Source organism: Novosphingobium sp. PASSN1, assembly GCF_002278815.1.
In genome coordinates this window covers 197,532-217,610 of record NZ_NKIS01000008.1, presented here as the reverse complement: position 1 = coordinate 217,610, position 20,079 = coordinate 197,532, and the positions used below count along the sequence as shown (strand labels likewise).

Sequence of the window (20,079 nt, the reverse complement as noted above, 5' to 3'; positions counted from 1 at the left end):
CCCGTTTCGTATTTCTGCCATCTCCCGGCAGGGAGTGGTGCAAAATCAAGGCGATCCCCGCATGGGCGGGCTCTCGCCATCAGCATTGAGGTGTAGCGGTTTATGCAGATTCTCGTTCGCGATAACAATGTCGACCAGGCCCTTCGCGCGCTCAAGAAGAAGCTGCAGCGTGAAGGCGTGTATCGCGAGATGAAGCTGCGCCGTCACTTTGAAAAGCCGTCGGAAAAGCGCGCCCGTGAAAAGGCTGCTGCTGTCCGCCGCGCTCGCAAGATGGAGCGCAAGCGGCTTGAGCGCGACGGCGGCAAGTAAGGCGCTGTCCGGGGCGGCTGACACCGCCCTATAGCCTCTTGCGATAAGGGTCCGGCTGGGCCAAGAGGGCGCCGTATTCGCGGCGCCCTTTCGCTTGTCTGGCCCTTGCGGCCGGCCTGAGTCCGGGCTTGGAATCGGAGCCGTCCCGCAGGCTCCGTAAAAGGGGAAGTCATGTCGGAAATCACCCGCGTTCCGCTCCAGCCGGTTGGCAAGGGATCGCTCACCCGCATCTGGATCGGCGTGATCCTTGCGCTGCTGATCGGCGCAACCGCCGCCTGGTCGTCACGCTATCAGGGCCTCGTCGTTGAAACCCTCAAGGCGGGTTCCGGCCCTTCGCCCACGCTCGGCGATGTCGTGCTGGTGAACTATGCCGGGCACCTCGCCAGCGGCAAGGAGTTCGACAAGGGCGAGAAGGTCGCCATGCCGGTCGAGGGCGTGATCCCCGGCTTCAGCAAGGGGCTGCAGAAGATGCAGCGCGGCGGCAAGTACAAGCTCGTGATCCCGGCAGCCATGGCCTACGGCGCGGCCGAACAGAAGAACCCTTCCAGCGGTGAAGTGGTGATTCCGGCGAACAGCGATCTGACGTTCGATGTCGAACTGCTCGATTTCAAGAGCGCGGCAGAGATCGAGCAGCGCCGCCAGATGCTCCAGCAGATGCAGCAGCAGATGGGCAGCGCGCCGAAGGCCGGTGCTGGTGCCGGTGCCAATGCTGGTGCTGGCGCAGCACCTGAAGGCATGCCGCAGCCCTGATCTTCTTCCTGGCCAGCAGCGCGCCTGCTGGCCCCAGACTTTCGAAAGACAGCCATGTCCGTAGACACAGCCACGGTGGCCAAAATCGCCTCGCTGGCCCGCATCAAGGTGACCGATGATGAGATCGCGGCGATGGTGCCCGAACTCAACGGCATTCTCGCGTGGGTCGAACAGCTCGGCGAAGTGAACGTGGAAGGCATCGCGCCGATGACGGCGGTGATCCCCAACCAGCAGCGCCTGCGCGATGATGTGATCGGCGCTGATCCGCTCACCGGCGGCAATGTGCAGGGCAAGGTTCTCTCCAATGCGCCTGCCGGTGAACATGGCTTCTTCGGCGTGCCCAAGGTGATCGAGTAATGACCAATTTGACCGACCTCGGCGTCGCCGCGATCCGCGAGGGCGTGGCGAAGGGCAATTTTACCGCTGTGGAAGTGGCGGGTGCATTCAACACAGCCGTCGCGGAAGCGCAGCCTGCGCTCAACGCCTTCATCACGCTGACGCCCGAGAAGGCGCTCGAAGCGGCCGCCGCCGTCGATGCGGACCGCGCGGCGGGCAAGGCGCTGGGCAAGATGGCCGGCGTGCCGATCGGCATGAAGGACTTGTTCGCGACGACCGGCACCAAGACCACTGCCGCCTCGAACATCCTTGGCAACTTCGTGCCCCCTTACGAATCCACCGTTTCGCAGAAGCTGTGGGATGCGGGCGCGGGCATGCTGGGCAAGCTCAATCTCGATCAGTTCGCGATGGGCTCCTCGAACGAGACGAGCGCATTCGGCAATGTGATCTCGCCGTGGCGCCGCGAAGGCAGCACCGCGGAAATGGCCCCCGGCGGCTCCTCGGGCGGTTCATCGGCTGCGGTTTCCGCCCGCATCGCGCCTGCCGCGACCGGCACTGACACCGGCGGCTCGATCCGCCAGCCCGCCGCCTTCACCGGTATTTCGGGCATCAAGCCGACGTATGGCCGCTGCTCGCGCTGGGGCATCGTTGCGTTCGCCTCCAGCCTCGATCAGGCCGGCCCGATGGCGCGCGATGTGCGCGACTGCGCGATCATGCTGGAAGCGATGGCGGGCTTCGATCCCAAGGATTCGACCAGCCTCGATATGCCGGTGCCGGAGTGGGCTGCGAACTTGAACGCCGACCTACGCGGCAAGAAGGTCGGCATCCCGCGCGAATACCGCATGGACGGGATGGACGCCGACGTTGCCCGCGTGTGGGACGAAGGCATCGCCTGGCTGAAGGACGCGGGTGCCGAGATCGTTGATATCAACCTCGCGCACACCAAGTACGCGCTGCCTGCGTATTACATCATCGCGCCTGCCGAAGCCTCGTCCAACCTCGCGCGCTATGACGGCGTGCGCTATGGCCTGCGCGACCTGCCGCAGGGCGCAGGCCTGCAGGACATGTATGCCGCCACCCGCGCCGCCGGGTTCGGCGCGGAAGTGCGCCGCCGCATCCTGATCGGGACTTACGTGCTCTCGGCAGGCTTCTACGACGCCTACTACACGCAGGCGCAGAAGGTGCGCACCCTGATCAGCCGCGACTTCATGGATGCTTTCCAGACGGTCGATGTGATCCTCGCCCCCACCGCGCCGACCGCCGCCTTCGGCCTTGGCGAGATGGTTAGCGATCCGCTGGCAATGTACCTCAACGACGTGTTCGCGGTGCCCGCCTCGCTGGCCGGCCTGCCTGCGATGTCGGTGCCTGCGGGCCTCGACCGGCAAGGCTTGCCGCTGGGGCTCCAGCTGATCGGCCGTCCGTTCGATGAACAGGGCGTGCTCGATGCGGGTCTGGCAATCGAAGCCCGCGCGGGGTTCACCGCGCGTCCGGCCAAGTGGTGGTAAGATGAGCGACTATCGTATTCAGGGCGCAACCGGGGAATGGGAGGTCGTTGTCGGCCTCGAAGTCCATGCGCAGATCAGCACGCAGTCGAAGCTGTTTTCCGGCGCGGCCACCGCGTTCGGCGCGGAGCCCAACACGCAGGTCAGCCTCGTTGACGCAGCCATGCCCGGTATGCTGCCCGTGCCCAACCGCGAATGCATCCGGCAGGCGGTGCGCACCGGCCTTGCGATCAATGCGCAGATCAACAAGTGGTCGCGATTTGACCGCAAGAACTACTTCTACGCGGACTTGCCGCAGGGCTACCAGATCAGCCAGCTCTACCATCCCATCGTGGGTGAGGGCAGCCTTGAGGTGCAGCTCGACGACAAGAACCCCGAGAGCACCAAGACCATCGGGATCGAGCGCATCCATGTCGAGCAGGATGCGGGTAAGCTGATGCACGATCAGCACCCGACGATGTCCTATGTCGATTTGAACCGTTCGGGCGTGGCGCTGATGGAAATCGTCAGCCGCCCTGACATGCGTTCGCCCGTAGAAGCAGGGGCTTATCTCGCGAAGCTGCGCACGATCCTGCGCTATGTCGGCTCTTGCGATGGCAACATGGATCAGGGCTCGATGCGCGCGGACGTGAACGTGTCCGTCCGCAAGCCGGGCGAGCCGTTTGGCACGCGGACCGAGACGAAGAACGTCAATTCGGTGCGCTTCGTGATGGCCGTGGTCGAGCAGGAAGCCAAGCGCCAGGTCGCGCTGATCGAGGATGGCGGCAAGGTTGTGCAGGAGACCCGGCTCTATGATCCGGACCGCAACGAGACCCGCTCGATGCGCAGCAAGGAAGATGCGCACGATTACCGCTACTTCCCCGATCCCGATCTGCTGCCTATCGAACTCGACGACGCCTTCGTCGAGGAATGCCGCGCGAGCTTGCCCGAACTGCCGGACGCCAAGCGCCACCGCTATGAAACCGCGCTCGGCCTCTCGCCCTACAACGCGGGCGTGCTGACCGCCGAAGTGGAAACCTCGCGCTGGTTCGAGGCGCTGCTGGCGGCAAGCGCCGCGAAGCAGGCCAAGCCGGAAGGCGAAGTGGCCAAGCAGGCGGCCAACTGGCTGACCTCCGAACTGTTCGGCGCGCTGGGCAAGGTGGGCAAGAGCCTGCTTGAAAGCCCCGTCAGCCCCGATGCGGGCGGCGAGCTGCTGGCGCTTGTCGGCAAGGGCACGATTTCGGGCAGCACGGCCAAGCAGGTGCTCGAACTGATGCTCGAAACCGGTGACGCACCGGGCGTGATCGTCGAGCGCGAAGGCCTGACCCAGACGTCTGACACCGGCGCGATCGAAGCCGCTGTCGATGCCGTTCTGGCAGCGAATGCCGACAAGGTGGCGCAGTACAAGGGCGGCAAGGAAGCGCTGTTTGGCTTCTTCGTCGGCCAGACGATGAAGGCCATGCAGGGCAAGGGCAATCCGGGTCTCGTCAACGAGGTGCTGAAGGCGAAGCTGGCCTGAGGCCAGCGTTCGGACCCGGCCTGCTAGGCTCAATCTGGCGGTAATTGGTCTTTCGTTACGCTGCGTGATGTGCTGCAAACCTTCTCTGCAAATGTGTGTGGGGGGATTGTGCTGCGTCGATATGCTCTGACGGCTATGTTGGCTGTCGCCAGTTTTGGTGCTCCGTGCCTTGCGCAAGTTGACCCCGGCGCCGCCACGGCTGCTGCAGCGCCAGCACCTGCCGAGTCTGGTGCGCTGATCCCCTCGCCCGAGGGGCTGGCGATGCCAAAGCTCGATTTCACGGCCACGCCGGAGATCGAGGCGGACTTCGACAAGTACTTCTATTTCCATCGCGCCAACACGACGTTCGCTGAAGCCTATGCCGATATCCACGAGTGCGACGCGCTGGCGAGCGGCAGCAGCATCTATCTTGGCGGGAATGCGGCCACGGCCGGAGCAGTTGCACAGTATGGGGTGCTTCCCGCCGCCATTGGTAGCGCGATTGGCAGCGCGATCGCCGATGCCATTTTCGGGTCTGCGGCGCGGCGTGAACAGCGCCGGGTGAACCTGCGGAACTGCATGGGCTTCAAGGAATACAAGCGCTACGGCCTCGCGCGCGATTTGTGGACCGAGTTCAACTTCGAAGAAGGCATGGGCCGCAAGAAGGAAGACCGGCGCAATGATGCGCTGGCGCGGCAGGCGCTGGTCGCCTCCGGACCTGCACCGACGACCAAGGAGCTTGGGCTGTGACTTTCAATCATGTCAGGCTGACAGCCCTCGCCATCATCCTCGCGGCCACCGCTTCCGGCACGGCGCTCCACGCGCAAGGCTTGCTCGCGGCAGCAGCGAAAATCGAGCCGCGCGCCGTCGAGGAAAAGGACGTCGTCTCGGGCAAGACCAAACTTGACCCCGCCAAGGGCTATATCTTCATCAGCGGGGTAGCCCGCCAGTTCGGCATGTTTCTGCGCGTGCCGGATGAGGCGACGAGAGCGGAGTGGGAGAAGGACCGCGAGAAGGCATTCGGCAAGGCGCTCAAATCCTATCGATCCGAGCTTGCGCTGTGGCAGGCAAATGCGGCGCAGCTCAAAGAGCACAAGATGAAGAGCCCTGATGCGCCAGTCGAACCGGCGCTTGAGACCTTCCAGTTCGATCCGATCGATTTGCGCGATCAGGTCGGCTTCGGGCCCCAGTTTGTCTATGCCAAGGGAGAGACGGTCAGCTACATGCAAGCGGTCAAGCCCGGGACCTACATCTGGTACGGTCCGGTCCTCGGGGGCGCAGGCGTTCCTGCTGGCGGTGTCTGCACGTGCATGGGTACGGTTCGTTTCGACGTGAAGGCCGGAGCGGTGACGGATTTGGGCAACTGGCTGCTCGCCGCGCCCGAACCCGATGAAATCCACCGCCAAGTCATCCAGCAGGCCAATGATAAACGGATTGCCGCAGGCAAGAAGCCGCTACCTCCCGTCGAACGCCCCGAGATCAAGTTCGGCCTTCCGGCCAGCCTCAAGGACTGGCCCTCGGTGCAGGCCGAGTTCCACGCAAACGGCAAGCTGAACAATCTCTTCGGCATCATGATTTCGCGGCTGCTGCCGGTGCCCGGCGTGCTGGGCTATCACCGTGATACGATTGTGGACCTGCGCACCGGACAGGAAATCGAAAGTCCGACCCTGATCAGCCGGGCCAAGATCAAGAAGTGAGGGATCGGGGGAGCCCTTACTCCCCCTTCACCACCTCCACCGGCAGGCCAAGCCCGCCAAGCTGCGGCTTCACCTTGGCGGCATCGCCAACCACGACCCAGACGATGCGCTTGGGATCGATGGTGCTGCGTGCCGCCGCATCGAGATCGGCGGGCGTCATCGCCTTGTAGCGGGCGGCGAGTGTTTCGTACCAGGTGTCCGGCCGCTTGTAGGTTTCGATCTTGGCGACGCCATCGAGGACCGCGCGCGAGGTTTCGAACATGCCGGGCAGTTCGCGCGCGCTGCCTTGGGTGGCGAGGGTGGTTTCTTCGGGCGTTGAGCCCTTGGGGCCGAGGTAGCGGGTCAGCTCGCCGGTGAGTTCGCTGATCGAGGGGCCGGTCTTGTCGGTCTGCACCGGGGCGTAGAGCATGAACAGCAGGCGGTCGGCGCGGTCGTTGATTACGCTGGAGACGCCGTAGGACCAGCCCTTGGTTTCACGCAGGTTGGTGTTCATGCGGCTGAGGAAATCGCCGCCGAGCACATCGTTGGCGGTGCGCAGGGTGACGGTGTCGTCCGTGCCCTTCACCGGGATCACCGCGCCGCCCAGGATCATCGATTGCGGCGAGCCGGGCCGGTCGATCAGGACGACCCGGGGGGTGGGGGTGGGGATCGCGGCGGAGAAATCCTTGACCGGCGGGGCCATGCGGTTGCTCGGCCAATTGCCGAAGCTCTTTTCGAGCAGCGGGACGACATCGGCCAGCGTGGTATCGCCCACGACGTAGATCGCCGCGCGGTCGGGCCGCAGCCAGCGGGCGTGGAAGGCGGCAAGATCGGCGCGGGTCAGCTTGCTGACGACGTCTGCCTCACCCGTGCCGCTGGGGGCATAGCCATAAGGATGCGCGGGGCCATAGACTGCGGGATAGAGCACGCGGCTGGCGAGCGAATAGGGATCGTTGCGTTCGGCCTTGATCGCGGCAAGCTGCTGGGTGCGCACGCGTTCAAGTTCGGCCGGGGCCAGCGCGGGATGGCGCACATAATCCGCCAGCAGATCGAGCGAGGGTGCGAGGTTTGCCTTGAGCGCGCTCAGTTCGAACGCGGTCGAATCGGGCAGACCGATGCCCCGGATCGAAGCGCCCAGCGTTTCTTCGGTGCGGGCGAGCGCGGAGGAATCGAGAGTGGTGGTGCCCTCGTTCATCAGCTTGAGCAGCAGCGCGGTGGTGCCGCGCGCGCCCATGGGATCGGCGGCATAGCCCGCATCGAAGGCAATCCGCACCGAGACCACCGGCACCGCGCTGCGCCGGGCGAAGACGACCTTGATGCCGTTTTTGAGGGTTGTGCGTTCGATGGCGGGAAAATCGAGCGCGGGAACATCGCCCGCAGGCGGCAGCGTGCTGCGATCAGCGTCTGATGCTGCGGCGACAGGTACGGCGGCTTCTGGCGTCGCAGATACCGGGGGAAGGGCCGCATCGCCGCCGCGTTCCTCGCCGCCTGCGGTGCGATTGCCGGGCATCACGGTGAGCGCGAAGACCGGACGCGTGAGCCAGCGCGCCAGCGCATCGCGGACCATGGCGGGCGTGAGCCTGGCGGCGGCTTCGAGATCCTTGCGGTACTGCGCGGGATCGCCGGAATAGAGCAGCCCTTCGGCGAGCGTGGAGGCCTTGCCGCCGCTCGATTCGAGCGAGCGGATTTCGCTGGCGGCGTAGACCGTGGCGGCGCGGGCAAGCTCGTCGGCGGTGGGGCCATCCTTTATCAGGCGCGCGAGCTGGGCATCGAGCGCGGCGCCGACCGCAGCCGGATCGGTGCCGGGCTTCACATCGGCCTGCATGACGAACTGGCCCGCCTGCGCGAACACGCTGGCATTGGCCGAGGCCGCCACCGCGACTTGCGCGCCGCGCACCAGCGCATCATCGAGCCGCGAACTGGCAAGGCCGCCGAGGATCAAGCCGCCGACATTGAGCGGGAGGTTGTCCGGATTATCAAGCCCGGGTATCGCCCATATGCGATACACGCGCGGGGTGGCGATACGGTCCTGCACAGTGCGGACAACAGGGGCAGGCAAAGTCGGCACCGGGGCGCTGACCGGCTGGACGGCGGGGCCGGCCGGGATCGCGCCGAACCACTTTTCGACTTTCGCGCGGGCGGTGGCCGTATCGATATCGCCTGCGAGCACCAGCACGGCGTTGTTGGGGCCATAGTGATCGCGAAACCAGCCCTTCACATCCGCGAGGCTGGCGCTGTCGAGGTCGGCCATCGAGCCGATGGTGCTGTGGTGATAGGGGTGCCCGGCGGGGTAGAGCGTTTCGTACTGCTCGTATTCGATCAGGCCGAAGGGATCGTTGTCCCCTTGGCGCTTCTCGTTCTGGACGACGCTGCGCTGGTTATCGAGCTTCTCCTGCGTGACCGCGCCGAGGAGATGACCCATTCGGTCGCTTTCCATCATCAGCGCGCGGTCCAGCGCAGCGGTCGGCACGGTTTCGTAGTAGTTGGTCCGGTCGAACCAGGTGGTGCCGTTGATGTCGGTCACCCCGATTTCCTTCATCGGGCCGAAATAATCGTTGGGCGCGTTTTCCGAGCCATTGAACATGAGGTGTTCGAACAAGTGGGCAAAGCCGGTCTTGCCGCGCGGTTCGTTCTTCGAGCCGACTTTGTACCACACCGAGACCGCGACAACCGGCGCCTTGCGATCGGTGTGAACCAGCACGGTGAGGCCGTTTGGCAGGGTGAAGCGTTCGTAAGGGATGTTCACCGCATTCACGAGATCGGCGACCGGCGCGGCGGTGATCTGCGGGGCGGCCGGATCGGCCGCGAGCGCGGGCACGGCGGCGAGAAGGACAGGAAGCGCGAGAAGCGTGGCCATCAACGAACGGGGCATGGTGATCCTGCGGCTGGGGCGGCCCGCCGGGTGGCGGCCGCGCGGAGAAGGTTGATCGGGTTGTTTCAGAGCATGGCGCGGCTGAACAGAAGCAAAATCGATTCGCGGGCCGCTTGCCCCGAGGGGCGAGGCTTGCGGCCCTGGGGTTGACACAGTTGACACTGTCCTGAGGAATAATTGAACTCGATGAGTGGCGTTTTTTTGATCGACTGGCTCGATCAAGGGCTGGTGCGGGGAACCGGTGCCTGCGATCATGCCGCCAAGTATAGCGGGAATGGCTGGAGTAGGACACTGCAGGTGCAGGGAAGGGCTCCGGATGCAAGTCTGCGCGGGGATTTTTGATCCATGTCCTTGTGTGGCCGAAATGACACACTACCTTCGGGGCATCAGGAGGACGTTTGCACCATGAACCTCGAAAAATTCACCGACCGCGCCAAGGGCTTTTTGCAGGCGGCGCAGACTGTTGCCATTCGCATGAGCCATCAGCGGATTGGCCCCGAACACGTGCTTAAGGCCTTGCTGGAGGACAGCGAGGGCATGGCATCCGGGCTGATCCAGCGCGCGGGCGGCACGGCTTCCGTGGCGCTGGCCGAAGTGGACAAGGCGCTGGCAAAGATCGCTGCCGTTTCAGGCGGCGGGGCGCAGCAGACGCCTGGCCTCGATAACGATGCCGTGCGCGTGCTCGATTCTGCCGAGCAGATCGCGGCGAAGAGCGGCGATGCCTATGTGACCGTGGAGCGGATGCTCGTGGCGCTGACGCTGGCGACCACGACCACGGCAGGGCAGGCGCTGAAGACCGCGAATGTGACCGCGCAGGCGCTGGAAGCGGCGATTGCGGCCTTGCGCGGCGGGCGCAACGCAGACAGCGCGGGGGCGGAGAACTCCTATGACGCGATGAAGAAGTATGCCCGCGATCTGACCGAGGCAGCGCGCGAGGGCAAGCTCGATCCCGTGATCGGGCGCGACGAGGAAATCCGGCGCACGATCCAGATTCTGGCGCGGCGGACCAAGAACAACCCGGCGCTGATCGGCGAACCCGGCGTGGGCAAGACCGCGATTGCGGAAGGCCTTGCGCTGCGCATCGCCAATGGTGACGTGCCCGACAGCCTCAAGGACCGTCGCCTGATGTCGCTCGACATGGGCAGCCTGATCGCGGGCGCGAAGTATCGCGGCGAGTTCGAGGAGCGGCTCAAGGCTGTGCTCGACGAAGTGAAGGGTGCCGAAGGCGAGATCATCCTGTTCATCGACGAGATGCACACGCTGATCGGCGCGGGCAAAAGCGAAGGCGCGATGGATGCGGGCAACCTGCTGAAGCCGGCGCTGGCGCGCGGCGAACTGCACTGCATCGGCGCGACGACGCTGGATGAGTACCAGAAGTACGTCGAGAAGGACCCCGCGTTGCAGCGGCGGTTCCAGCCGGTGTTCGTGGGCGAGCCGACGGTGGAGGACACCATCTCGATCCTGCGCGGGCTCAAGGAGAAGTATGAACTGCACCACGGCGTGCGGATCACCGACGGTGCCATCGTGGCGGCGGCGACGCTGTCCAACCGCTACATCGCGGACCGCTTCCTGCCGGACAAGGCCATCGATTTGATGGACGAGGCAGCCAGCCGTCTGCGCATGGAAGTGGAGAGCAAGCCCGAGGAAATCGAGAACCTCGACCGGCGGATCATCCAGCTGAAGATCGAGGAAATGGCGCTCGCCAAGGAAAGCGATACGGCTTCGAAGGACCGGCTGGCGGCGCTGCGCGAGGAGCTGGCCAATCTGGAGCAGCAATCTGCCGAGCTGACGACGCGCTGGCAGAACGAGCGCGACAAGATCGCGGCCGAGGGCAAGATCAAGGAAGCGCTCGACGGCGCGCGGATCGAGCTGGAGCAAGCGCAGCGGCAGGGCGATCTCGGCAAGGCGGGAGAGCTCGCCTATGGCCGGATTCCCGAGCTGGAGAAGCAGCTCGCCGAAGCGCAGGGCATGGCCGAGAACGCACTGCTGCGCGAGGAAGTGACCGCAGACGACATCGCCGGTGTGGTCAGCCGCTGGACCGGCGTGCCGGTCGAGCGGATGCTGCAGGGCGAGCGCGAGAAGCTGCTCAAGATGGAAGAGATCATCGGCAAGCGGGTGATCGGGCAGCGCGATGCGGTGGTCGCGGTTTCCAAGGCGGTGCGCCGCGCGCGCGCTGGGCTGCAGGACCCGAACCGGCCTTTGGGCTCGTTCCTGTTCCTTGGCCCCACGGGCGTGGGCAAGACCGAACTGACCAAGGCGCTCGCGGGCTTCCTGTTCGACGACGACAACGCGATGGTGCGCATCGATATGTCCGAGTTCATGGAGAAGCATTCCGTGAGCCGCCTGATCGGCGCGCCTCCGGGCTATGTCGGCTATGACGAAGGCGGCGTGCTGACCGAGGCGGTGCGGCGGCGGCCCTATCAGGTCGTGCTGTTCGACGAAGTGGAGAAGGCGCATCAGGACGTGTTCAACGTGCTGCTGCAAGTGCTCGACGATGGCCGCCTGACGGACGGGCAGGGCCGCGTGGTGGACTTCACCAACACGCTGATCGTGCTGACCTCGAACCTTGGCAGCCAGTATCTGGCGAACCTCGAGGAAGGGCAGGACGTCTCGGTTGTCGAGCCGCAGGTGATGGATGTGGTGCGGGCGCACTTCCGGCCGGAGTTTTTGAACCGGCTGGACGAGATCATCCTGTTTCACCGCCTTGGCCACGAGCATATGGCACCGATCGTCGATCTGCAGGTGGCGCGGGTGCAGCAGCTGCTGAAGGACCGCAAGATCGTGATCGACCTGACCGAGGCAGCGAAGCGCTGGCTGGGCCGGGTGGGCTATGATCCGGTCTACGGCGCAAGGCCGCTGAAGCGCGCGGTGCAGCGCTATGTGCAGGATCCGCTGGCCGAGCGGCTGCTGGCGGGGGAGATTCCCGATGGCGCGGCGGTGCGGATCGACGAGGGGGATGGGGCGCTGACGTTCACGGTGGAGTGACCTCAGCGTTGGGGGAGGGGTGCGGCTTCTGCGGCTGGCGCAGCGCACCCCCACCCAGCCTCCCCCGAACGGGGGAGGGGCAGGTCAGCTTGAGGTGCAGGGGCAGCGTTCGCCCTTGGGCACCGCGCTGCCGCAGGCTTGGCAGAGGGTGTACTCGCCTGTCGCCAGGCCGTGGCCGAGGGCGACGCGTTCGTCGAACACGAAGCATTCGCCTTGCCAGAGGCTGTGTTCGGGCGGCACGTCCTCCAGATAGCGCAGGATGCCGCCCTTGAGGTGGTAGACCTCTTCCACGCCCTCGGCCTTGAGGAAGGCGGTCGATTTTTCGCAGCGGATGCCGCCCGTGCAGAACATGGCGACTTTGGGTTGTTTGCCCTGCCCGAGGAGGCGTTCGCGTTCGCGGCGGAACCATTCCGGAAACTCTCGGAAGGAGCGGGTCTCGGGATTGATCGCGTTCGCGAACGTGCCGATGGCGACCTCGTAGTCGTTGCGGGTGTCGATCACGATAGTATCGGGATCGCTGATGAGCGCGTTCCAGTCGTGCGGAGCGACGTAAGTGCCGACGCTCGCCAGTGGGTCAATTTCAGGCTGCCCCATCGTGACGATCTCGCGCTTCAGCCGTACCTTGAGGCGGCCGAAGGGCATTTCGGCGGCGGTTGAGTACTTTACGTCGAGATCTGCGCAGCCGGGCAAGGCGCGGATGTGGGCGATGACGGCGGCGATGCCCTCTGCGCTGCCGGCAATGGTGCCGTTCACGCCTTCGCGCGCAATAAGGAGCGTGCCCTTGATGGCATGCGCTTCGCCCAGCGCAAGCAGCGGCGCGCGCAGGGCTGGTGGATTATCGAACCGGGCGAACCGGTAGAGCGCGGCGACGGTGATGGGGCTGGCCATGCCGGGGCGCTAGCCGATCAGCCGTGCCGCGCAAAGAGGTGCGCGGCGCTATCCCCCCTTGCGGTCGAGTTCCTCATTCAGCCGCAGAGAGGTGCGCCAGAAGAAGAACGCCGGGACGAAGCCGATCAGCGCGGCTCCATAAAGCACCCAGCGCACGCTTTCGTCGCCTGCCATGGGCTTGATCCAGTCTGACAGCATGCCGAAAAACAGCGGGCCGAGGCCGAGGCCGATGAGGTTCTGGCTGAACAGCAGGACGGCGCTGGCCATGGCGCGGGCTTCGGGCTTGACCAGACCTTGCGCGCTGGAGAAGCACGGGCCGTAGTAGAGCGAATTGAGCATCGTGGGGGCCATCAGCAGCGCGAGCGCCCAGCGCCAGTCGGTCATGAAATAGGCGGCGATGGAGAGCGGCACGGCCAGCGCAAAGCCGACAGCCGGGGCGGTCATCACGTGGCGGCGGTTTACCTGGCCGAAACGGTCGGCCAGCCAGCCCCCGGCATAGGTTCCGATAATGGCTGCAATCCCGCCCCAGATGCCGAACCAGAAGCCAGTTTCGCCTGCGGTGAGGCCGTGGGTGCGCTGGAAGAAGATCGTCGTCCAGGTCGCCTTGCCATAGCTGAGAAAAGCCGCCGCCGATCCCGCCGCAACGAGCAGCACGTATGCGCGCGAGCCAAAAATTTCCGCCAGCGCCTCGCGGTTGGAGAGGGTGCGCGGCGGCTGGGCTGCGGCCCCGGCGCGCAGGGCCTTGGCGCGGCGCGGATCGCGGATCAGCAGCAGGACCGCGCCCGCCAGCAGGATGCCGGGCAGGCCGACCACGACGAACGCCATGCGCCAGCCGTAGCTATCGGCGAGCAGCCCGCCGATCAGCATGCCCAGCAGCGTGCCGATGGGGATACCCAGCGCATAGATAGCCATCGCCGAGGCGCGCTTTTCGGGCGAGGCGAGATCGGCGATCAGCGAATGGGCGGCGGGCGAGCATCCCGCCTCGCCCACGCCGACCCCGATGCGGGCCAGCAGCAACTGCACAAAAGTCTGTGCTTGTCCGCACAGCGCGGTCATGCCCGACCAGATGACGAGCGCGCCGGCAATCAGCCCGACGCGGCTGGTGGAGGGGTGATCGGCATAGCGCGCGATGGGGATGCCGAGGCAGGTGTAGAACGCGGCAAACGCGATGCCGGTCATCAGGCCGATCTGGGTATCGGACAGGCCGAGATCGCGGCGGATCGGTTCGGCAAGGATGTTGACGATCTGGCGATCGAGGAAATTGAAAACGTAGACGACGAGCAGGACCGCGAGGACGAGGCGCAGCGACTGGGGTTTGGGCAAGTGCCCGACCGGTTCTTCCATCCTCGTCCCTTCGCGGGGCTTGTGCCCGCTGCGCTTGGCATAGGGTGGCTTGCCGTGAAACGCCAGAGGGATGGGGGTGGCTGAGCCAGTGCGGATGGGCGGCTCCATCCGCACTGGCTGCTGCCTCAGAGGATCAGATCACCGCCGGAGACGGTGAAGCTGGCTGCGGTGAAGGTGCCGGTAAGCTCCACCGCAAAGTCTGCCCCGGCGGTGCCGTCGAGCCCGACGTGGATCGTTGTCACGCCCAGCGACGAACTAACCTGGACTTCGCCCGCGAGCGCGCCGGCACCGCTGCCGTTGCTGATCGCGCCAAGGGTGATCCCGGAGAGGCGGATGATATCATGATCCGCCGCATTGGCATCGGTGATCCGGTCGCGCCCGTCTGCGCCAGCATTCTCGAACAGGAACACGTCCCGGCCTGCACCGCCGGTCAGCGTGTCGTTGCCAGCAACACCTTGGAGAATGTCGTTGCCTGCCCGGCCCGAGAGGGTGTCGCTGCTGTCGAAGCCGTAGAGCCGGTCGTTGAAGTTGCTGCCCTCGAAGGTCAGGTGTTCGATCCCGGCGAAGTCGGCCTTGTAGGCGCCGGTGGCGGACACCGCCTCGGTCCAGCCGTTTCCGGCATAGAACATGTGGATGCCCGTATCGGCGGAGAGTGCGTCGATCGCGAGGGTATCCGATCCGGCCCCGCCATCGACCCATTCGGTGGTGCCCCGGCCGACATCGATCACGTCGTCTCCGCCAAGGGTGGCGATGTGATCGTTGCCGAGGCTGCTGGTGGCGAGCACTCGGTCGCTGTTGTTGCCGGTCGTCAGCGTGATATTCTCGATCCCGCTGATCTTCGTGAGCACCCCGTCAGTGCTGGTGAGCGAGCCTGCCCCGGTGTTCGAAACGGTGATCGCCATTGCGGCAGTCGAAGCCGAATAGTCGGCCGCCCAAGTGTCGTTGCCATCCCCGCCAGCGATCGTGTCGTTGCCGGAAACGCCATTGAGGACATCGTTGCCAAGCCCGCCGGACAGCACGTCGGCTTCGCCGCCGCCAACGAGGCTGTCGTTGCCCGCGCCGCCGGTGATCGTGAACTTCTCGATGTTGATGTAGTTGACGCGGGTGGTGCCGTCGGCCGTCCCGTACTGGTTCCAGCCGTTGCCGATGTAGGACGTGCCGACATCGGAGGCGAGGGAGCTGTAGTTGAGGACGAGGGTGTCAGTATCGCCCTGGCCATCGACCACATCGCGGCCGAGGCCGGGATTGATCGTGTCATTGCCGGATCCGGCGTTGATCGTATCGTCCAGGGCATAGCCCGCCATGTTGATTTTGTCCGCGCCGACGCCCGTGCTGATCGTGAGGGCTTCGATCCGGGTGACGCTGCTGCCCGAGGCGGTGGCTTGCGCGGTGGTCTGGCTGGCGGCGGCGTTGAACACGATGGCGGTGGTTTCCGCCGAGAGATCCGCCGCCCAACGGTCGTTGCCTGTGCCGCCATCGATCACCGCATCACCTGCAGCGCTATCGAGCCGGTCGTCGCCCGCGCCGCCGATCAGCCGGTCTCCCCCGCTACCGCCGAAGAGGCTGTCGCTGCCCGAGCCGCCGGTGACATCGAACTTGTCGATGTTGATGTAGTTGACGTGAGTCGTGCCATCGGCGGAGCCATACTGGTTCCAGCCATTGCCGATGTAGACGCTGGTGATCGGCGAGGAGAGCGCGGCATAGTCGAGGACGAGAGTGTCGGTCCCGATTCCACCATCGACGGTATCGACCCCGAGCCCGGACCTGATCGTATCGCGACCGCCGCCGGTGTTGATCGTGTCGTTCAGGGCAAAGCCCTTTGTATCGATCACGTCGTTCCCGCCGCCGGTCTGCAGCGAGACGGCTTCGATGCCGAGTACGCTGCTACCCGAATCGGTGGCCTGGGCCGTGGTCTGGCTGGCTGCCGCGTTGAACAGCACTGGCTTGGCTTCGGCGGAGAGGTCGGCCGCCCAGCGGTCGTTGCCCGCGCCGCCGTTGATCACCGCATCGCCGGTGCCGCTGTCGAGCGTGTCGTCGCCGCCATTGCCGCTGAGCGTATCCTTGAGCGCGCCGCCCACCAACGTATCCGCGCCGGCCCCGCCGCGGAGATCGAACTGTTCGATATTGATGTAATCGAGCTGATCGCCGCTGCGTGAGGAAAAGCGGTTCCATCCGTTGCCGATATAGGCGTTGGAGATGCCCTGAAGCGGATCGGCGATCGAACTCCAGTCCATGACCAGCTTGTCGTTACCGGTTCCGCCGCCGCCATCGACGACATCGATGCCGCGGCCGCTGGTGATCACGTCGGTCCCGTCACCGGTGGCGATGGTATCGTTGAACACGCCGGTGCCGGCGGTGACGGCATCGGCACCGATGCCGCCCGTGTAGTGGATCGCCTCGATGCCGGAAATAACGGCACCGGTGTTGGTGGTCTGCGTGACGAGATTGACCGTGGTGCCGGTGCGCGCGCTGTAATCGACCTGCCAGGTATCGTTTCCTGCGCCGCCGCTGATGGTATCAGCGCCCGCACCGCCATTGAGCCAGTCGTTGCCGGAATTGCCGACGAGCCGATCATTGCCCGCGCCGCCCGCGAGACTGTCGCCCGCGCTGCCGCCAGTGAGATCGAACGTATCGACGTTGATATAGTTCACGGACTGGGTGCGGGCCTTGTCGGCCAACTGGTACCAGCCATTGCCCTGATAGCTCTGCGAGACGGCAGTGACCGCGTCGGAATAGTCGATGATCATCCGGTCGTCCGAGCCGCCACCGGCATCGAAGCTGTCGAAGCCGCCGTTGGATTTGAAGGTGTCGTTGCCATCGCCGGTGGCAACGCTGTCGTTGCCGGTGACGGCGCGCGTGTCGATCACGTCGTTGGCGATGCCGGTGGTGATGGTGAGCGCTTCGATGCCGCTCACGGTGGCTCCCGTGGCGGCGACCGTGGCGGTGCCCGAAGCGAGCAGTTGGACCGTGACATCGCTGAGCAGCGAGCCGTAGGCCGCGACCCAGCGATCGAGGCCGCCGCCGCCGATGATCGTATCGGCTCCGAGGCCGCTGGTCAGGGTATCGGCACCGAGGCCGCCCGATAGCGTATCGGCGTTGTCTCCGCCGTTCAGGAGATCATCGCCCGAGCCGCCCTTGAGCGTGAAATTCTCGATGTTGATGAAAGTGGTGCCGGAGAGAAAATCGTCCGTCAGTGTGTACCAGCCATTGCCGGCATAGCGAAAATCGAGGCTGGTCGAGAGGCTGGAATAATCAACAGTAAGCTGATCGGTTCCTTCTTGACCATTGACGGAATAAAAACCTGCTGGGGTGACGGTTACTGCGTTATTACCGCCGTCTGTCGTGCCGGAAATGGGCATTTAACGCCTCCTCTAGAGATTTTTCCTAGATTTTTTCTAGGCATTGATTTTGATCTCATCGAGAAAGGTCCACATTGATTGTGGTCAAACTGTGGCAATATATTTGCGCATTGGGGCTTTCGGTGGAAAAAATTTGTTTTTAAAACAAATGTTTGTTTTGTGAATCCGGGCGCTGCGCGGATATTGGCTGGCTAAGTTGCGCTAGGACCGCGCTTGGTCACCCTTCTTGGCGCATCAGAAATCGGTAAGTATTGCGCCTTGCGCCAAGAGCATGGTCGCGCCACGAAGCGCCCGGCCATGCGGTCAGGGCATCAGGGTATTGGCTGCAGCGGGAGCGGGGCGCGGCTCCGGGAGGATCAGGCCCCGGCCTTCACCGCATAGTGCCATGCGGTGTCCGCCAGCGGACCGACACGGTCGGACATCGCGGCCGCGTGGGCGCTGCTGGCGGTGCCATCGAGGTAGCGCTTCTTGATGCCCTGGATGATGCCCGCAAGGCGGAAGTAGTTGTAGGCGAGGTACCAGTCCATGCCGACGATGCCGTCGCGGTTCGTCTTCTCGCAGTAGCGCGCGACCACTTCATCGAGTTCAGGGATGCCGAGCGCCTTGCGGTCGAGATCCTGTACGCCCGAGCGCCCGCCGTTGTCGGTGGACCACGCCATCGCGAAGTACGTGAAATCGGCGAGGGGATCGCCAAGAGTCGAGAGTTCCCAATCGAGCACGGCGAGCGGCCTCGGCGCACCGTGGGCGAAGATCATGTTGTCGATGCGGTAATCGCCGTGGACCACGCTGGTGCGGGTCTGTTCGGGCAGGGTGCGCGGGAGCCATTCGATCAGGCGCTCCATCGGCTCCATGCGTTCGGTTTCCGAAAGGCGGTACTGCTTGGTCCAGCGATCGACCTGGCGGCCGAAGTAGTTGCCGGGCTTGCCGAATTCGGAAAGGCCGACAGCATCGACGTCGACGCTGTGAAGCTGGGCGAGGGTATCGACCATCGCGAAGTAGGTGGCGCGGCGGTCTTCAGGCGTCGCGCCGGGCATGGCGCCATCCCAGATCGTGCGGCCATCGACGCAGCCCATCAAGTAGAACATCGCGCCCGCAACGCCATCATCGGTGCACAGGCCATATTGCGGGGCGACCGGGAAGCCGGTTCCGGCGAGCGCGGACTGGACCTTGAACTCGCGGTCCACCGCATGTGCGCTGGGGAGCAGCTTGCCCAGCGGCTTGCGGCGCAGCACATAGGGGCCGGAAGGCGCGTCGATCCGGTAGGTGGGGTTCGATTGGCCGCCCTTGAACTTCGAGACGCTGAGGGGGCCCTGAAAGCCCGCGACATTGGCCTCGAACCATGCGGTGAGCTTCGCGTCGTCGAGCTTGTCCGCGCCTTCGGGGATGACGGTGCCGGTGAAGGCAGCCTGAGCGTCGATTGCTTCGGTCATGGTTGCCGGCCTTACTGGTCGAAGACGATGACCGAGCGGGCGGCGTGGCCACCCTTCATCTTTTCGAAGCCTTCGTTGATGCCTTCCAGCGGGATGCGCTCGGCGATGATGCTGTCGAGATCGAGCAGGCCGCGCATGTAGAAATCGACAAGGCGCGGGAGATCGACCGGGAAGTGGTTGCCGCCCATGATCGCGCCTTGCAGCTTCTTGCCCGAGAGCAGATCGACCGCCGAGAGGCCGACCTTGTGGTTCAGCGGCATCATGCCGAGGATCGTGGCAGTGCCGCCGCGGCGCAGCGAGGCGACCGCGAGATCGCCCGAGGCGGGACGGCCAACGGCTTCGATGGCGTGATGGACGCCGCCCTTGGTCATTTCCTGGATCTGCTTGGCGGCATCGGGATCGAGCGCATCGATCACGTCGGTTGCGCCGAGCTTGATCGCCAGTTCGCGCTTTTCGGGCATGGGATCGGCAGCGATGATGCGGCCTGCGCCGGCAATCTTGGCGGCATTGATGGTGGCGAGGCCGACGCCGCCGCAGCCGATCACGGCGACGGTTTCACCCGGCGTGACCTTGCAGGCGTTGAAGATCGTGCCCGCGCCGGTGGTGACGGCGCAGCCGATGACGGCGGCGCGGTCGAGCGGCATTTCGGGATTGATCGCCACGCAGGCGTGTTCGTGGATCAGCATCATTTCGGCAAAGGCCGAGAGATTGAGCATCTGGTTGACCACGCTGCCATCGCTGGAGCGGGTGAGGCGCGCAGGCTCGCCGGGGCGGCGGCGGGTATCGCCGCCGAGGCAGAGCGACATGCGCCCCGTGACGCAGAATTCGCAGTGGCCGCAGAACGCGGAGAGGCAGGTGACGACGGCATCGCCCTTCTTCACCGTGCGCACTTCGCTGCCGACTTCCTCGACAATGCCAGCCGCTTCATGCCCGCCGACGCAGGGCATCGGGTGCGGGTAGGTGCCTTCCATGAAGTGCAGGTCCGAATGGCACAGGCCGCAAGCGGCGGTGCGGATCAGGACTTCGTGCGGGCCGGGCTTCGACACGGTGAGCTGGTCGATGACGAGCGGGGTGCCTGCAGCTTCGAGGATGGCGGCTTTCATGGGAAATCTCCGGTGGAATAAAGCCCCCGCGCAGCCCGGTGAGGCGGC

Annotated in this window: 14 protein-coding genes; 8 read left to right on the top strand and 6 right to left on the bottom strand. The window is 65.1% G+C overall.

Features of this window, described 5'->3' with window-relative positions; all coding sequences use genetic code 11:
- Positions 1-102: 102 nt before the first annotated feature.
- From rpsU to CFE35_RS14845, 7 genes are all read left to right on the top strand, one after another.
- The gene (gene rpsU / locus CFE35_RS14875; protein ID WP_054121618.1) at positions 103-309 is read left to right on the top strand and encodes a 30S ribosomal protein S21; all 207 of its coding nucleotides are present in this window, start codon (positions 103-105) and stop codon (positions 307-309) included.
- Between the two features lie 171 nt (positions 310-480).
- Positions 481-1,059, top strand: coding sequence for an FKBP-type peptidyl-prolyl cis-trans isomerase (locus tag CFE35_RS14870; protein ID WP_292931621.1), 579 nt, complete (start codon positions 481-483; stop codon positions 1,057-1,059).
- A 54-nt stretch (positions 1,060-1,113) separates the two neighbouring features.
- The gene (gene gatC / locus CFE35_RS14865) at positions 1,114-1,416 is read left to right on the top strand and encodes an Asp-tRNA(Asn)/Glu-tRNA(Gln) amidotransferase subunit GatC (protein WP_292931620.1); all 303 of its coding nucleotides are present in this window, start codon (positions 1,114-1,116) and stop codon (positions 1,414-1,416) included.
- Complete coding sequence (gatA, locus tag CFE35_RS14860) at positions 1,416-2,900, top strand: Asp-tRNA(Asn)/Glu-tRNA(Gln) amidotransferase subunit GatA (protein WP_292931618.1); 1,485 nt, start codon at positions 1,416-1,418, stop codon at positions 2,898-2,900. The genes gatC and gatA overlap by 1 nt, the downstream gene beginning before the upstream one ends.
- 1 nt (position 2,901) lies before the next feature.
- Positions 2,902-4,395, top strand: a complete 1,494-nt coding sequence (gene gatB, locus CFE35_RS14855) for an Asp-tRNA(Asn)/Glu-tRNA(Gln) amidotransferase subunit GatB (protein ID WP_292931616.1) — start codon at positions 2,902-2,904, stop codon at positions 4,393-4,395.
- A gap of 138 nt (positions 4,396-4,533) precedes the next feature.
- Positions 4,534-5,124: a hypothetical protein gene (locus CFE35_RS14850; RefSeq protein WP_292931614.1), complete on the top strand. Its 591-nt coding sequence runs from the start codon at positions 4,534-4,536 to the stop codon at positions 5,122-5,124.
- Positions 5,121-6,071: a hypothetical protein gene (locus CFE35_RS14845; RefSeq protein ID WP_292931613.1), complete on the top strand. Its 951-nt coding sequence runs from the start codon at positions 5,121-5,123 to the stop codon at positions 6,069-6,071. Before CFE35_RS14850 ends, CFE35_RS14845 begins: the two co-directional genes overlap by 4 nt.
- Positions 6,072-6,087: 16 nt before the next feature.
- On the opposite strand, the gene CFE35_RS14840 is transcribed toward CFE35_RS14845, so the two are convergent.
- A complete protein-coding gene (locus CFE35_RS14840; RefSeq protein WP_292931611.1) occupies positions 6,088-8,907 on the bottom strand; it encodes a pitrilysin family protein in 2,820 nt (939 codons plus the stop codon).
- A 420-nt stretch (positions 8,908-9,327) separates the two neighbouring features.
- Between CFE35_RS14840 and clpB the strand changes: the two genes are divergently transcribed.
- A complete protein-coding gene (gene clpB, locus CFE35_RS14835) occupies positions 9,328-11,907 on the top strand; it encodes an ATP-dependent chaperone ClpB (RefSeq protein ID WP_292931609.1) in 2,580 nt (859 codons plus the stop codon).
- A gap of 84 nt (positions 11,908-11,991) precedes the next feature.
- Here clpB and CFE35_RS14830 read toward each other — a convergent pair whose 3' ends face one another.
- The 5 genes from CFE35_RS14830 to CFE35_RS14810 all read right to left on the bottom strand — a co-directional run bounded on the left by CFE35_RS14830 (position 11,992) and on the right by CFE35_RS14810 (position 20,031).
- The gene (locus CFE35_RS14830; protein ID WP_292931607.1) at positions 11,992-12,795 is read right to left on the bottom strand and encodes a rhodanese-related sulfurtransferase; all 804 of its coding nucleotides are present in this window, start codon (positions 12,793-12,795) and stop codon (positions 11,992-11,994) included.
- Between the two features lie 48 nt (positions 12,796-12,843).
- Entirely contained in the window at positions 12,844-14,139 is a 1,296-nt protein-coding gene (locus CFE35_RS14825; RefSeq protein WP_292931605.1) for an MFS transporter, read from the bottom strand.
- Between the two features lie 125 nt (positions 14,140-14,264).
- On the bottom strand, positions 14,265-17,498 hold the full coding sequence (locus CFE35_RS14820) for a calcium-binding protein (protein WP_292931603.1): 3,234 nt from the start codon (positions 17,496-17,498) through the stop codon (positions 14,265-14,267).
- 356 nt (positions 17,499-17,854) lie between these two features.
- A complete protein-coding gene (locus tag CFE35_RS14815) occupies positions 17,855-18,928 on the bottom strand; it encodes a phosphotransferase family protein (RefSeq protein WP_292931601.1) in 1,074 nt (357 codons plus the stop codon).
- An 11-nt stretch (positions 18,929-18,939) separates the two neighbouring features.
- On the bottom strand, positions 18,940-20,031 hold the full coding sequence (locus tag CFE35_RS14810) for a Zn-dependent alcohol dehydrogenase (RefSeq protein WP_292931600.1): 1,092 nt from the start codon (positions 20,029-20,031) through the stop codon (positions 18,940-18,942).
- Between the last annotated feature and the right edge of the window lie 48 nt (positions 20,032-20,079).